At 68.2% G+C, this 12,915-nt stretch carries 16 protein-coding genes; 8 read left to right on the top strand and 8 right to left on the bottom strand.

Translation table 11 applies throughout. From position 1 onward, the window contains the following. Positions 1-130: 130 nt before the first annotated feature. A complete protein-coding gene (locus E6C70_RS10895) occupies positions 131-1,417 on the top strand; it encodes a serine hydrolase domain-containing protein (RefSeq protein WP_235833397.1) in 1,287 nt (428 codons plus the stop codon). Positions 1,418-1,433: 16 nt separating this feature from the next. Here the strand turns inward: E6C70_RS10895 and E6C70_RS10890 are convergent, their stop codons facing one another. From E6C70_RS10890 to paaA, 6 genes are all read right to left on the bottom strand, one after another. After that, positions 1,434-2,207 (bottom strand): enoyl-CoA hydratase/isomerase family protein, encoded by a 774-nt coding sequence (locus tag E6C70_RS10890; protein WP_136424574.1) that lies wholly within the window; start codon positions 2,205-2,207, stop codon positions 1,434-1,436. 21 nt (positions 2,208-2,228) lie between these two features. Continuing rightward, positions 2,229-3,341: a 1,2-phenylacetyl-CoA epoxidase subunit PaaE gene (gene paaE, locus E6C70_RS10885; protein WP_136424573.1), complete on the bottom strand. Its 1,113-nt coding sequence runs from the start codon at positions 3,339-3,341 to the stop codon at positions 2,229-2,231. After that, a complete protein-coding gene (gene paaD, locus E6C70_RS10880) occupies positions 3,341-3,853 on the bottom strand; it encodes a 1,2-phenylacetyl-CoA epoxidase subunit PaaD (RefSeq protein ID WP_136424572.1) in 513 nt (170 codons plus the stop codon). The genes paaE and paaD overlap by 1 nt, the downstream gene beginning before the upstream one ends. Further along, positions 3,847-4,641: a 1,2-phenylacetyl-CoA epoxidase subunit PaaC gene (paaC, locus tag E6C70_RS10875; protein WP_407921036.1), complete on the bottom strand. Its 795-nt coding sequence runs from the start codon at positions 4,639-4,641 to the stop codon at positions 3,847-3,849. The genes paaD and paaC overlap by 7 nt, the downstream gene beginning before the upstream one ends. Positions 4,642-4,748: 107 nt before the next feature. After that, positions 4,749-5,051, bottom strand: a complete 303-nt coding sequence (paaB, locus tag E6C70_RS10870; RefSeq protein WP_136424570.1) for a 1,2-phenylacetyl-CoA epoxidase subunit PaaB — start codon at positions 5,049-5,051, stop codon at positions 4,749-4,751. Beyond that, on the bottom strand, positions 5,048-6,022 hold the full coding sequence (paaA, locus tag E6C70_RS10865) for a 1,2-phenylacetyl-CoA epoxidase subunit PaaA (RefSeq protein WP_136424569.1): 975 nt from the start codon (positions 6,020-6,022) through the stop codon (positions 5,048-5,050). Before paaA ends, paaB begins: the two co-directional genes overlap by 4 nt. Before the next feature lie 109 nt (positions 6,023-6,131). On the opposite strand from paaA, the gene paaI reads away from it, so the two are divergent. From paaI to E6C70_RS10830, 7 genes are all read left to right on the top strand, one after another. Beyond that, positions 6,132-6,584 (top strand): hydroxyphenylacetyl-CoA thioesterase PaaI, encoded by a 453-nt coding sequence (gene paaI, locus E6C70_RS10860; RefSeq protein ID WP_136424568.1) that lies wholly within the window; start codon positions 6,132-6,134, stop codon positions 6,582-6,584. A gap of 2 nt (positions 6,585-6,586) precedes the next feature. Continuing rightward, positions 6,587-7,900, top strand: coding sequence for a phenylacetate--CoA ligase PaaK (gene paaK / locus E6C70_RS10855; RefSeq protein WP_136424567.1), 1,314 nt, complete (start codon positions 6,587-6,589; stop codon positions 7,898-7,900). Between the two features lie 99 nt (positions 7,901-7,999). Then, positions 8,000-8,428 (top strand): GlcG/HbpS family heme-binding protein, encoded by a 429-nt coding sequence (locus E6C70_RS10850; protein WP_136424566.1) that lies wholly within the window; start codon positions 8,000-8,002, stop codon positions 8,426-8,428. 41 nt (positions 8,429-8,469) lie between these two features. Beyond that, positions 8,470-9,840 carry an MFS transporter gene (locus tag E6C70_RS10845; protein ID WP_136424565.1) on the top strand — a complete coding sequence of 457 codons (1,371 nt, stop codon included), beginning with the start codon at positions 8,470-8,472 and terminating at the stop codon, positions 9,838-9,840. Further along, complete coding sequence (locus E6C70_RS10840) at positions 9,840-10,256, top strand: ester cyclase (protein ID WP_136424564.1); 417 nt, start codon at positions 9,840-9,842, stop codon at positions 10,254-10,256. The genes E6C70_RS10845 and E6C70_RS10840 overlap by 1 nt, the downstream gene beginning before the upstream one ends. 60 nt (positions 10,257-10,316) lie before the next feature. Next, complete coding sequence (locus E6C70_RS10835; protein WP_235833396.1) at positions 10,317-10,652, top strand: hypothetical protein; 336 nt, start codon at positions 10,317-10,319, stop codon at positions 10,650-10,652. Positions 10,653-10,671: 19 nt separating this feature from the next. Next, positions 10,672-11,526, top strand: a complete 855-nt coding sequence (locus E6C70_RS10830; RefSeq protein WP_136424563.1) for an HpcH/HpaI aldolase family protein — start codon at positions 10,672-10,674, stop codon at positions 11,524-11,526. Between the two features lie 11 nt (positions 11,527-11,537). Here the strand turns inward: E6C70_RS10830 and E6C70_RS10825 are convergent, their stop codons facing one another. Both E6C70_RS10825 and E6C70_RS10820 read right to left on the bottom strand, forming a co-directional pair. Further along, positions 11,538-11,951: a VOC family protein gene (locus E6C70_RS10825; RefSeq protein ID WP_136424562.1), complete on the bottom strand. Its 414-nt coding sequence runs from the start codon at positions 11,949-11,951 to the stop codon at positions 11,538-11,540. Between the two features lie 70 nt (positions 11,952-12,021). Continuing rightward, positions 12,022-12,774: a FadR/GntR family transcriptional regulator gene (locus E6C70_RS10820; RefSeq protein WP_168770927.1), complete on the bottom strand. Its 753-nt coding sequence runs from the start codon at positions 12,772-12,774 to the stop codon at positions 12,022-12,024. Between the last annotated feature and the right edge of the window lie 141 nt (positions 12,775-12,915).

Here is a 12,915-nt window from a genome sequence, read left to right as displayed (position 1 = left end):
AGTTCGCTGCATTGCCGTCGGCGGATTGGTCGGGTCGACCGGGGTTCGTCATCCGACCGTAATGATCGGCGTTACCGGCCGAGGCCGTCCCCACGGGTAGAATCCGAGAATCGGGGCGGAGGGGGTCTACGTGGCCGAGAGGAAGAGGTCCGTTCGGGTGGTCCGGGCGGCAGCGGTGGTGATAGCGGCTGCGTTGGCACTCAGTGCCTGCAGTGCCACGGGGGGCGCGCGGGTGAACGTGCCCGCTCAGACGGACGGAAGCTTCTCGTCCGCCACGACGGGAGCGCTCTCCGAGGCGGTGAAGACGGCCATGAAGCTGTCGGCATCATCGGGAGCGGTGGCCGGCGTGTGGGCGCCGTGGGCGGGGGAGTGGACCGCCGCGACCGGCACCACGACCATCGGCGGCAAGACTCCGATGACGGAGGACATGCGGTTCCGCATCGGCGAGCTCACCCAGGGGATGACGTGCACCGTGCTGCTGAGGCTCGTGGAGGAGGGCAAGGTCACCCTCGACGAGAAGGTGTCCAAGGCGCTGCCAGCCGCTCCGGGAATGGGAGGCATCACGCTCGGCGAACTCTGCCAGGGAACCTCAGGGCTTGCTGACTACGGCGCGGCGCTCGCGCCGTACGTGGCCAACACCCCCGAGCGGATGTGGCCCCCGCTCGAACTGCTGGCCGCCGGTCAGGGCGGCGTGCCCACCGGCGCTCCCGGTGCGGCCTACGCGGCATCCGACACCGGCTTCGTGCTGCTCGGGCTCGCCCTCGAGGAGGTCACGCACCGCAGCTGGAACGACCTCTACGCGCAGTACGTGGTCGGTCCACTCGCGCTGGACTCCACGTCATTGCCCGATCCGTCCTCGACCAGGATTCCCGGGCCACACGCATCCGGCTACATCGCGCCCCGTGGCGGCGACGGCGCCGTGCAGTGCGACGCGGTGCACGACGTCTCGTCGATGTCGAGCTCGTTCGGGTGGACGGCCGGCGGAATGGTCTCCACCGTCGACGACCTCAAGACCTGGACCCAGGCTCTCGCCACCGGATCCGTGCTCGACGCGTCCTCGACCAAGACGGCGTGGACGACCATCCCCCTGGGAGCGGATGCACCCACGTGGGAGGGGTACGGCTTCGGGGCGACGCAGTACGGTCCGCTGCGCGGTGGCAGCGCCGACATGGGCGGCTTCATGACGGCGGCGTTCACGGAACCCAAGAGCGGGCTGACCGTCGTGGTGATGCTCAACAACGCCACAGCGGGCAAGGGGTTCGTGCAGTCGCTCGCCCTCCAGTTGGCCTCGGTGGTCTCGAAGGAGCCGGCGGCCTCGGGCAAGACCGCCCCGTCATTCCAGTTCCCGTGGTCGGCCGATCAAATGGTCGAGGCCATGCAGAAGGGCGCCGTCTGCCAGCCCGCCCCCGCGGGATAGCCAGCCTGGCTGCGTCTCAGCCGCGTCCGGTGAAGACCGGGTCGCGCTTCGCCTGGAAGGCGGCGAACCCCTCGCGGTAGTCGGCTGATCGGCAGAGGGCGGCCTGGGCGCGGTTCTCGGCGTCCATCGACGCCCAGAGCCCGAGCCGCTCGTCGCGCAGTTGCGCGATCAGCCGCTTGCTCTCGATGAACGCCTGCGTCGCCCCGGCTGCAGCGGTTCGAGCGGCGTCGCGCGCGGTATTCGTCACCTCGCCGTCGGGGAAGACCCGCGAGAACAGCCCGGATGCCACCGCCTCCGCTCCGCTCATGAGCCGCCCGGTGTAGATGAGGTCGAGGGTGCGATGGGCTCCGAGGCGTTCGTAGAACAGGGCGTGACCGCCGGAGTCGAGGGTGGCGCCGAGCTTGGCGAACGGGGAGCCGATGCGGGCCGATTCGGCGACGTAGACCACGTCGGTGGCGATGAGCAGGCCGAGCCCGACGCCGAGGCAGGCTCCGTGCGCCACGGCGAACGTCGGGGCCGGAAACCGGCTCATCCGCTTCAGCAGCGGCGTGACGAGGTGGCCCAGGTAACCGAGCACGTCATCCGTCGTCGGGTCGACGTGCGAGATGTCGCGCCCGGCGCAGAACGCCCGCCCCTCGCCGCGCAGCACGAGGGCGCGTACGTCGGCGTGCTCGGCGCGCTGGTAGGCGTCATCGAGTTCGGCCAGCGCGGCCGGGTCGAGCGCGTTGAGCTTCTCGGGCGCGTCGAGCGTGATCTCAGCGACGCCGTCGTTGACGGTGAGTTCGATCATCGGGGGTTCCTCCTGCGGGGATCAGACGTCGTAGTCCACGAGCACGCGCTCGGTCTGCGGGTGCGACTGGCAGGTCAGCACGTAGCCGCGCTCGAGTTCGTCGGGTTCCAGCGCGTAGTTCTCGGTCATTTGCACGCGACCCTCGACGAGCCGTGCCCGGCAGGTGCCGCACACTCCGCCGGCGCAGGCGAACGGCACGTCGGGCCGCACGCGCAGGGCGGCGTTGAGGATCGATTCGTTCGCGCTCACGGGGGACTCGACGGATGCCGACTGCCCGTCGAGCGTGAAATCGATGCGGAAGACATCCTCGCCTCGGCGCACCACGACGGGCCGGCCGTGATCGCCCTCCGGTCGGTCGTTCTCGCCCGTCGTGAAGAGCTCATAGCGGACGTGCCCGGGCTGCACTCCGACGTCGGCGAGGGCGTCGCGGCAGAGCTGGACCAGCTCGAACGGGCCGCAGAGGAACCACTCGTCGACCGTGGCCGGCGGGATGAGCACTGCTAGCATCCGTCGCAGTTTCTCCTCGTCGATCCGTCCGCTCAGCAGGGGCGCGGTGCGCTGCTCGCGGGAGAGCACGTGGTGCAGGGCGAGTCGAGCCGGGTAGCGATCCTTCAGGTCGGCGAGCTCGTCGAGGAACATGACGTCGAGGGTCGACCGGTTGGTGTACACCAGCGTGAAGCGCGCGGAGTCGGATGCCGCCAGCACGGTCTGCGCGACCGCCATGAGCGGGGTGATGCCCGATCCGGCGGCGATGCCGACGATGTGCCTGGCGTCCAGGTCGGTCAGGCCGCTCGTGAAGGTGCCCTCAGGGCTCATCACGTCCAACCGGTCTCCGACGGCGAGCTCGTCGTTGGCCCAGCTGCTGAAGCGGCCGCCGAGATCGCGCTTGATGGCGACGCTCACCGAACCCGCAGCGGGCGGACGGCAGAGCGAGTAGCTGCGACGGAGCTCTCGGCCGTCGAGAGTGGTGCGGAGGGCGACGTACTGTCCGGGGAGGTAGTCGTAGTCGCCGGTGAGGGCATCCGGAACCGTGAAGGTCACCTCGACGCTGTCGGCGGTGAGCCGGCGGATGTCGCTGACGGCGAGCTCGTGGAAACGGGCGCGCCGTCGCGTCCCGACGTTTACGGCTGCCATCAGAGCACCTTGAAGTAGTCGAACGGCTCCAGGCACGCCCGGCACTCGTAGAGCGCCTTGCACGAGGTCGAGCCGAAACGCGCGAGCTCGCGGGTGTCGAGCGACGAGCACCGCGGGCACTTGACGGCCAGTTGGAGGCGGATGGGGCCGGTGGGTCGCGCGGCGGCGTGCCCGTTCGGCGCGGCGATGCCGTACTCGACGAGCTTCGCCTTGCCCGCGTCGCTCATCCAGTCGGTGGTCCAGGCGGGCGAGAGCACGGTCTCGACGCGCACGTCGCCGAAACCGACATCATGCAGGGCAGCCCGCACGTCGTCGCGGATGGCGTCCATCGCCGGGCAGCCGCTGTAGGTCGGCGTGATCGTCACCTGCACGCGGTCGCCGTCGACGCGGACATCGCGCAGCACGCCCAAGTCCTCGATGGTCAGCACCGGGATCTCGGGGTCGGCGATCGTCGCAGCCACCCGCCAAGCGTCGTCGCGGCTGAGAGCCGGGGCATCCGTCAGTGTCACCATGACGCCCCCGGATGCTGCCGAGCGAGCACCTGCAGCTCGGCGAGCAGGTAGCCCATGGTGGTGAAGTGCGATCCTCGGCGGCCGCCACCGGAGGCGATGAAACCGGCGGGCGTCTGCAGGCCGGCCTCCGAGAGCACGCCGACGATGACGTCGTCGAACGCGGGCCTGAGGGTCGACGGGCGCACAGCGACACCCTCGAGACGGTCGATGAGCGGCTCGTCGCGGAACAGTTCGTCGACGTAGGGCCAGACGTCGGCGAGTGCGACGGTGATGCGGCGGCGCGACTCGTCCGTGCCTCCCGCGAGCCGCAGGATCCACTGCACGGCGTGGTCGCGGTGGTAGTCGACCTCCTTGAGGCTCTTCTCGGCGATGGCGGCGAGGGTCGCATCGCTCGAGGCGCGCAGGCGCGAGTAGAGCTCGAACAGGTAGACGGATGCGACCAGCTGACGCGCGATCGTGTGGCCGAAGTCGCCGTTGGGCTGCTCGAACAGCCATGCGCTGCGGAACTCGGGTTCGGTGCGCCAGTAGGCCAGGTCGTCCTCGGTGCGGCCGCTCGCCGTGCCGGCGTAATGCAGGAGCGAGCGCGCGTGCCCGATGAGGTCGAGGGCGATGTTGCCGAGGGCGACGTCCTCCTCGAGCTCGGGGGCGCGACTGATCCACCAGCCGAGCTGCTGCGAGAGGATGAGCGCGTCATCGCCCAGCCAGAGCGCGTACTCCGCCACGTCGGTGGTCGCCACGCCGCCGGCTCCCGCGAGCTCGTCGCTCAGGGTGAGCTCGTCCACGGCCACCTCGCCGTGCGCTACTCGACCGGCATCCTCGCTCTGCTGGTCGAGTAGCCCGCGAGCCGAGCGAGCAGGCGTATCGAGACCCGTCAGCTGACCGTCATCGGGAGCACTCACAGGTGCTTCACCCCTTCACTCGCGGTGTAGTAGACGGCGTGCCGGTAGTTCTTGCCAGCCGGACTCTCGAAGAACGCACCCTTGGCATCCGGATCGCTCGTCGTGATCGCCTCTGCGGGCACGACCCAGATGGACGTGCCCTCGTTGCGACGGGTGTAGAGGTCGCGTGCGTTGCGGAGAGCCATGTCGGAGTCGGGAGCGTGCAGCGAACCGACGTGCACGTGACTGAGGCCGCGACCGGCGCGCACGAAGACCTCCCAGAGCGGCCAGGGCTCGGCGGATGCGCCGGGCGCGCTCACGCGGCGACCTCGCGCGCGGCGGCCTGCTTGCGGGCGTACTCGGCGGCCGCCTCGCGCACCCAGGCGCCGTCCTCGTGGGCGTCGCGACGACGCTGCAGGCGCTGGGCGTTCATCGGGCCACGACCGGCGAGCACCTCGTTGAACTCCGTCCAGTCGATCTCGCTCATCTCGTACTGACCGGTCTCCTCGTCCAGACGCAGCTTCGGATCGGGCAGCGTGACGCCGAGCACCTCCGCCTGCGGCACGAGCATGCTGACGAACCGCTGACGCAGCTCGTCGTTGCTGAAGCGTTTGATGTTCCAGGCCATCGACTGAGCCGAGTTGGGCGATGCGTCGTCGGGCGGGCCGAACATCTGCAGCGCGGGCCAGTACCACCGGTCGACGGCGTCCTGCGCCATCGCGCGCTGGGCATCCGTTCCCCGCATGAGTTCGAGCAGGATCTCGAAGCCCTGTCGCTGGTGGAACGACTCCTCCTTGCAGATGCGCACCATCGCGCGCCCGTACGGACCGTACGAGGCTCGGCAAAGCGGCACCTGGTTGCAGATGGCGGCGCCGTCGACGAGCCAGCCGATCGCTCCCATGTCGGCCCACGTCGGGGTCGGGTAGTTGAAGATCGACGAGTAGCGCGCCTTGCCGGCGATGAGCGCCTCGGTCATCTCGTCTCGCGGGGTGCCGAGCGTCTGCGCCGCGGAGTAGAGGTAGAGGCCGTGGCCAGCCTCGTCCTGCACCTTCGCCATGAGGATCGCCTTGCGCTTGAGACTCGGCGCACGGGTGATCCAGTTGGCTTCCGGCTGCATGCCGATGATCTCGGAGTGCGCGTGCTGGCTGATCTGTCGCACGAGGGTCTTGCGATAGGCGTCGGGCATCCAATCGCGCGGCTCGATGCGCGAGTCGGCGGCGATGAGGTCGTCGAACTGCCGTTCGTCAGGGGAGGGCTCGGTCACCGCTGTGAGGTCTGCGGGCGTGGTCATCGTCGACTCCTCGTGGTTCGCATTACTAAACGATCGTTCAGTTAGTATATAGTTCTTCGAGCGGCTGAGGAACCCTCGGTCGGTGGTCAGACTCGACGAGGAGCCCTGCATGACGGATGCCGCAGCCCCGCCGAACCCCACCGTCCGGAACGGGCGAGGCGCCATGATGCAGCGCGATCGCGCCTCGGCTGCGCTCGGCATGGTGGTCGAGAGCGACGAGCCGGGGGAAGCGGTCGTGTCGATGCTCGTGCGGCAGGACATGACCAACGGCTTCGAGATCACCCACGGCGGCCTCGTGTTCGCCCTCGCCGACACCGCGTTCGCGATCGCCTGCAATGAAGACGAGCAGGTGACGGTGGCCGCGGGAGCGGACATCACCTTCCTCGCATCGACCCGGGCCGGTCAGACTCTCACGGCCACCGCGCGCCGACGGGTCCTGAGCGGGCGAAACGGTCTCTACGACGTGACCGTGACGGACGAATCGGGCCAGCCGGTGGCGGAGTTCCGCGGCCGATCGATCACCACGCGGCGCACCCCGCCTTTGTCGACACCCCAGGAGTAGCCATGTCACCGACGACCGCCCGTGCCGAGACGCCCATCGCCGCACTCGACCCCGAGGAGCTGATGAGCCGTGCCGAGATCGAGGCACTCCAGCTCGAGCGACTGCAGCAGACCGTGCGCCACGCCTACGCCAACGTGCCCCTGTACACGCGCAAACTTGACGAGGCGGGCGTGGGGCCCGACGACATCCACTCGCTCGACGACGTGCGCCGGCTGCCGTTCACCACGAAGGCCGACCTGCGCGAGACCTACCCGTTCGGCATGTTCGCGGTGCCCATGGACCGGGTGGCGCGCATCCACGCCTCCTCGGGAACGACCGGCCGGCCGACGGTGGTCGGCTACACCATGGGCGACCTCGATCGCTGGGCCGGCCTCGTGGCCCGTTCGCTGCGGGCTTCCGGCATCCGCCCGGGCATGAAGGTTCACAATGCCTACGGCTACGGGCTCTTCACCGGCGGCCTCGGTGCGCACGCCGGCATCGAGAAGCTCGGTGCGACGGTGATCCCGATGTCGGGCGGCCAGACCGCGCGCCAGGTGCAGCTGATCGTCGACTTCGAGCCCGAGGCCATCCTGTGCACCCCCAGCTACCTGTTGACCATCGCGGATGCCATGGAGGCGGCCGGCATCGACCCCCGCTCGACCTCGCTGCGAGTCGCCGTGCTGGGCGCCGAGCCGTGGACCAACGAGATGCGCCGCGAGCTCGAGCAGCGGATGAACATCGACGCCGTCGACATCTACGGTCTCAGCGAGGTGATGGGCCCGGGCGTCGGCAACGAGTGCGTCGAGACCAAGGACGGCCCGCATATCTGGGAGGACCACTTCCTGCCCGAGGTGATCGACTCCGAGACGGGGGAGCAGTTGGTCGACGGCGAGCTGGGCGAGTTGGTGTTCACCTCTCTGACCAAGGAGGCGTTCCCGGTGCTGCGCTACCGCACGCGTGACCTGACCCGGCTGCTACCGGGCACGGCGCGGCCGGGAATGCGGCGGATGGAGAAGGTCACCGGCCGTAACGACGACATGATCATCCTCCGTGGAGTCAACCTGTTCCCGACCCAGATCGAGGAGATCGTGCTGGGCATCGAGACCCTCACCCCGCACTTCATCCTGGAGCTGAGCAAGCAGGGTCGGATGGATGCCATGACGGTGCGCATCGAGCGCCATCCCGAGCTTTCGCGTGAGACGTGCGAGGCCGCATCCGTGGTGCTGCAGCAGCGCATCAAGGTGCTGATCGGCTCGACCGTCGCGGTGCAGCTCGAGGAACCCGGCACACTGCCGCGCAGCGAGGGCAAGTACAAGCGGGTGTACGACCTGCGCTGAGCAGGTCCCGCAGCGGAGTATCGGGCCAGATTGACCCCAGGTCACCAAGTGACTAGGGTGATGTCCGGACGCGATGTCGCGTTCCCGGATGGAGTTGTCATGTTGCCCCTCGCAACCGCCCAGGACATCGTCGGAGCGGCATTGGAGCATGCCCGCACTGAGCAGATGCCGCCGATGACGGTCGCCGTGCTCGATGCGAGCGGGCAGCTCGTCGCCTTCGCTCGCGAAGACCGCTCGAGCCTGCTGCGGGAGCGCATAGCGCGCGGCAAAGCACACGGTGCGCTCAACATGGGCTTCGGGTCGCGCGCGCTCGTCGCTCGTGCCGCGAGCCACCCGCACTTCTTCACCGCCGTCACCGCACTGGCAGACGGCAACCTCGTGCCCGTGCCGGGCGGCGTGCTGGTGCGCGACGCCGACGGCGAGCTGATCGGTGCGGTCGGCGTGAGCGGATCCGTACCGGATGCTGACGAGGCCTGTGCGATCGCGGGCATCGAGAGCGTCGACCTCAGCGCGGACCCGGGCGAGTAACCCGCACTTCCCATTCGGCCTCACAATACGAAGGAGTTTTCGTGAGCACCAACCACTCCGAGCCCACTCAGGGGCTCACCTTCGACTCGCTGCTCGCGGGCCGACGCATCGGCCGCTTCCAGATCGGCATCATCGTGTTGTGCGCGATCGCGGCCATGATCGACGGTTTCGACACGCAGTCGATAGCACTGGCGGCACCCGGCATCGCCGCTGAGTTCAACGCGCCGCTCGCCTCGTTCGGACCCGTGTTCGGCATCGGCTTGTTCGGCGGCCTGATCGGCGCCATCGTCGGGGGCATCCTGAGCGACCGCGTCGGACGCAAGCCGCTGCTGATCATCTCGCTCGCGATCGTCGCCGTCGGCTCGCTGCTGACGCCCTTCGTCGGTTCTCTCGGCCTGCTTCTCGCCCTGCGCTTCTTCACCGGTCTCGGGCTCGGCGGGGCGTTGCCGTGCGTGATATCGCTCACCGGCGAGTACGCGCCGCAGCGCTCACGCGCAGCGCTCGTCGCGCTGATGTTCGCGGGTTTCCCGGTGGGTGCGGTCATCGGCGGACTGGCATCCGCCGTGCTCATTCCCGCTTTCGGCTGGACCAGCGTGTTCTGGTTCGGCGGAGTCGTGCCGCTCCTGCTCCTGCCCTTCGTCGCCGTCGCCGTGCCGGAATCGGTGCGCTTCCTCGCTGTGAGGGCCGACAAGGGTCCGCTGGTGCGGGTGCTGCACAGAATGGGGATGGACGGCGCTCTCGCCGAGCGGATCGTGCCCGAGGCTGCCGAACCCCGCGCCCCCTTCGTGCGGCTGTTCACCGGCGGCCGGGCACTCGGCACCGTGATGCTCTGGATCGTGCTGCTGCTGAGCCTGCTGATGACCTACTTCCTGACCAACTGGATTCCGATCATCGCCGGCCAGAACGGCATCGATGCCCGCAGCGCGATTCTCGGTGCCGTGATGTTGAATCTCGGCTCGGTGTTCGGCAGCATCGTGCTCGGGCGATTCGTGCGCCGGCATCCCGCCCTCGTCATCAGCGGCGGTTACGTGCTCGGCGCGATCACCATCGTGCTCATCGGCCAGACCGGTTCGTCGGCACCTGCCCTACTTATCACGACCTTCCTCACCGGCTTCTTCGCGATCGGGGCGCAACTGTGCGCTGTGGGCCTCGCCGCGACCTACTACGACGACACCCTGCGCGCCACCGGCGTCGGCGCGGCCGTAGGAGTGGCCCGCCTGGGCGCGATCGTCGGCCCGGTACTCGGCGGTATCCTCATCGGCGCGAGCGTCGCCACGTCTGCGATCTTCATCGTGATCGGCGTCGTCTCGCTCATCGCGGCGATCGCCATGGCCGTCATGGGCGTAGCGGTCCTGCGTCGGCGGCCGATCAATCCGATCGTCCCGACCCCCATCGAAGCGGAGGCCATCTGATGCCGACCCTGCAGGAGAGCAACAAGGCGACCGTCGTGCGGTTCAATAGCGAGTTCATCCAAGGAGGCGACGAATCGGTGTTCGCCGAGACGATCGCACCGGAGTTCATCAATCGTTCGGTACCGGCCGACCAGAGCACGAAGGATGCCTCGTTCTTCTGGTTCACCCAGGTGCTGAGGAAGGCGTTCCCCGATCTCCAGGTGAGCATCGACGACCAGTTCGCCGACGGCGACACCGTGATCACCCGCAAGTCCTACCGCGCCACGCATGGAGGCCCCTTCCTGGGCCTGGCGGCGACCGGGAAGCGCGTGCAGTTCACGGTCATCGACATCATCCGCCTCCAGGACGGCCGTTACGTCGAGCACTGGGCGAACGCCGATATGTTCGGACTGCGTGCGCAGCTGACCGCCGACTGATGCGGATGCCGTGAACCTCGCCTCGCAGCATCGACACATCCCTCATCGGAAAGGACGACCATGACAGCCGCGTACTGGGTCTGCGCCCTGATCACCCTCGTGAGTGCGTTCGTAAGTCTGGGCTACTCGCTCGCGGCATTGCGCGGCGCCTCGGGCGACGTCCTGACGGCATCCCGCTACGCGGCAGCGCGCAGCGCGGCCCTCGCCGTCGCCGTCGTCGTCGCCCTGTTCGTCGGCTCCGTGGCGTTCGTGGCGGCGATCGCCGTCGCCATGGTCATCGTGCAGGCGATCGATGCCGTGATCGGCGTCACCATCAAGGACAGGCTGAAGACCTTCGGACCGGCGGCGACCGCGCTGTTCAATCTGGCGGCCCTCATCTGGATGCTGCTCGCCTGACCCCCAAGGAGGAAGACCTGTGTATCGCATCACGCAGCGGTTGATGGACATGATCGACGATCGGCAGGTCCCGGTCGGGATGCAGTGCTTCACCGGCGACCACACCCTCATCGAGGTCATGGGTTCTGCGGGCATGGACTACGTCTGGATTGACAGCGAGCACTCGGGCATCAATCCCCGCGCGTTGGAGGACTCCATCCGCGTCGCAGACGGAGCAGGGCTCTCGACCATCGTGCGCATCCCCGAGCCCGACGACACCACGTCCGCGAGACGGGCCCTCGAAGCCGGCGCTGAGGGCATCGTGGTTCCGATGGTGCGCTCTGCCGGCGACATCGAGAACCTGCTCGACGCCCTGCGATATCCGCCGAACGGGCGACGCGGAATCTGCCCCGCCTACCGAGCGGCGGGCTATGCGATCAGCACCTTCACCGACTATGCCGAAGCAAGCGATGCCAGCCTGCTCCTCATTCCCATGATCGAGACCGTTGACGGCCTGGAGCACGTCGAGGAGATCTGCGCGATTCCCGAGGTCAAGATCGTCGTCTTCGCCGCGGGCGAACTCTCTTTCGCGCTCGGTGAGAACGCCAACGCCGACATCCACGGCAACGACAAGATCCTCGCCGCCCACCAGCGAGTCAAGGCGGCGGCCAGGGAGAACGACGTGGTGCTGCTCGGCGGACCCATCCTCGGCCCGACCGCGGAGAGTTGCGCGAAGGCCCTCGAGGATGACATCGGTGTGTTCTGCCTGGGCATCGACGTGATGTCGTTCCGCAAGGTGGTGGAGGATGCCGTGGGCGCGGCGAACGCCGCGGTCGCCGGCTCGCCGGCGTACACACGCCCTGCAGCCCCCCCGAGCGGTTTCTTCAGCCGCTGAGGGAAGAGCGGCTAGACCTTGCTGGTCATGCCCGAGTACCCGCCTACCGGCGCCGTGTAGAAACGCAGCGTGCCGCCGCCGGGCGCCGAGACCTCGACGGCGTTTCCCGTTCGCTTCGCCAGCACGCCGGTGTGATCGATGTCGAGCTCGTCGAGGTGGCTGGTCCACTCGGTGAGAGCGGCGTCGTCGGCGACCTCGAGTGTCAGCGGGTCGTAACCCTCGGGGAGGGGCGCATCGGTACGGCGCAGCTGCAGAACGCCGGGCATCCCCCGTACCTCGAGGATCACGGCGAAGACGCCAGTGGCATCCCGGTGATCGACAGCGCTCAGTCGCTTGGCGCCGAGCACTCGCTCATACCAGGCCGTCGCCTGGTCGAGATCGGGCACGAGGATCGCCACATGGTGCAGCCCGGTGATGGTCGGCATGGTGCTTCACTCTAGAAAGCCGGATGCGAAGTGTCAAGGTGTCTTGGTGAATCGAAGCAAGATCATCATCTCACCGATGAGGGGCGAGGTCCTCTCGGGCGAGTTTGTTCTTGCGCACGACGTCGCGAGCGCGCGCCATGTAGACGACGACGGCAGCTCGTGCCGCGTCGCCGTCGCGGGACTGGAGAGCGTCGGCGATCGAGGCCCGCTCGCCCTGCAGAGTTCCGGCGACCCTGCGGGCGAGGTCGGGTTCCCTGCTCGTCGAGGTCCGCACGATGGCGATCTGGGTTTCGATCAGATAGCCGGACATCGCTTCGAGCAGGCCGTTGTGCGAGAGCGCAACGAGCGCGAGGAGGTACGCGCGCAGCGGCTCCGGCAAGGTCGCTCCGTCGCTGGCGCGCTGCACGGCCTCTGTCTTCTCGCGGAAGTCCGCCAGCTCCTCATCGGTGGCGACGGCGACGGCGAGTGCCACCACCTGCTGGTAGAGGGTTTCCGACAGGTCGAGGATCGAGACCAGGTCGATGCCCTCGAGTTCGACCACGGCCGTCATGGCCGAGTGCATGAGCGCGCTCGACTCGGCAACGACGTATGTTCCAGAGCCGTGCCGCACCTCCACCAGGCTCATGGCGCTCAGGGCCCGCACGGCCTCCCGGATCGTCGGACCGCTCAGCGCGTAGTAGATCGCCAACTCACGCTCGGATGGAAGACGCGAGCCCTTCTCGAGATCTCCCGAGAGGATCTTCCCGCGAAGGTCGGCGAGCACTTGATCGGCCGCATTGGTGCGTTCTCGGCGGAACCCACCGGTAGTGAAGTCCGTGACCATGTGGCCCTTTCTCGGAGTGTCGGCAGCGCCGACCATTCAACACAAGGTGACTTGTAGTGTACGGCGGCCCTGCGCTTCCGCTCTTGCTAGGGAGGTTAGACTACAAGTGTCTTGTTCACTTGGTGAGTGTCGCTTAGAGTG

This window comes from Orlajensenia flava (assembly GCF_004801905.1).
Taxonomy (GTDB): domain Bacteria; phylum Actinomycetota; class Actinomycetes; order Actinomycetales; family Microbacteriaceae; genus Orlajensenia; species Orlajensenia flava.
Note: the sequence above shows the minus strand (reverse complement) of the source record. Positions and strands in the feature narration are given on the sequence as shown.

Bases quoted from the DNA above. Each gene is read 5' to 3' on its own strand.
- E6C70_RS10890 (WP_136424574.1), bottom strand. From the start codon at position 2,207: ATGATCGAACTCACCGTCAACGACGGCGTCGCTGAGATCACGCTCGAC.
- paaE (WP_136424573.1), bottom strand. From the start codon at position 3,341: ATGGCAGCCGTAAACGTCGGGACGCGACGGCGCGCCCGTTTCCACGAG.
- paaD (WP_136424572.1), bottom strand. From the start codon at position 3,853: ATGGTGACACTGACGGATGCCCCGGCTCTCAGCCGCGACGACGCTTGG.
- paaA (WP_136424569.1), bottom strand. From the start codon at position 6,022: ATGACCACGCCCGCAGACCTCACAGCGGTGACCGAGCCCTCCCCTGAC.
- paaI (WP_136424568.1), top strand. From the start codon at position 6,132: ATGACGGATGCCGCAGCCCCGCCGAACCCCACCGTCCGGAACGGGCGA.
- paaK (WP_136424567.1), top strand. From the start codon at position 6,587: ATGTCACCGACGACCGCCCGTGCCGAGACGCCCATCGCCGCACTCGAC.
- E6C70_RS10850 (WP_136424566.1), top strand. From the start codon at position 8,000: ATGTTGCCCCTCGCAACCGCCCAGGACATCGTCGGAGCGGCATTGGAG.
- E6C70_RS10840 (WP_136424564.1), top strand. From the start codon at position 9,840: ATGCCGACCCTGCAGGAGAGCAACAAGGCGACCGTCGTGCGGTTCAAT.
- E6C70_RS10835 (WP_235833396.1), top strand. From the start codon at position 10,317: ATGACAGCCGCGTACTGGGTCTGCGCCCTGATCACCCTCGTGAGTGCG.
- E6C70_RS10825 (WP_136424562.1), bottom strand. From the start codon at position 11,951: ATGCCGACCATCACCGGGCTGCACCATGTGGCGATCCTCGTGCCCGAT.
- E6C70_RS10820 (WP_168770927.1), bottom strand. From the start codon at position 12,774: ATGGTCACGGACTTCACTACCGGTGGGTTCCGCCGAGAACGCACCAAT.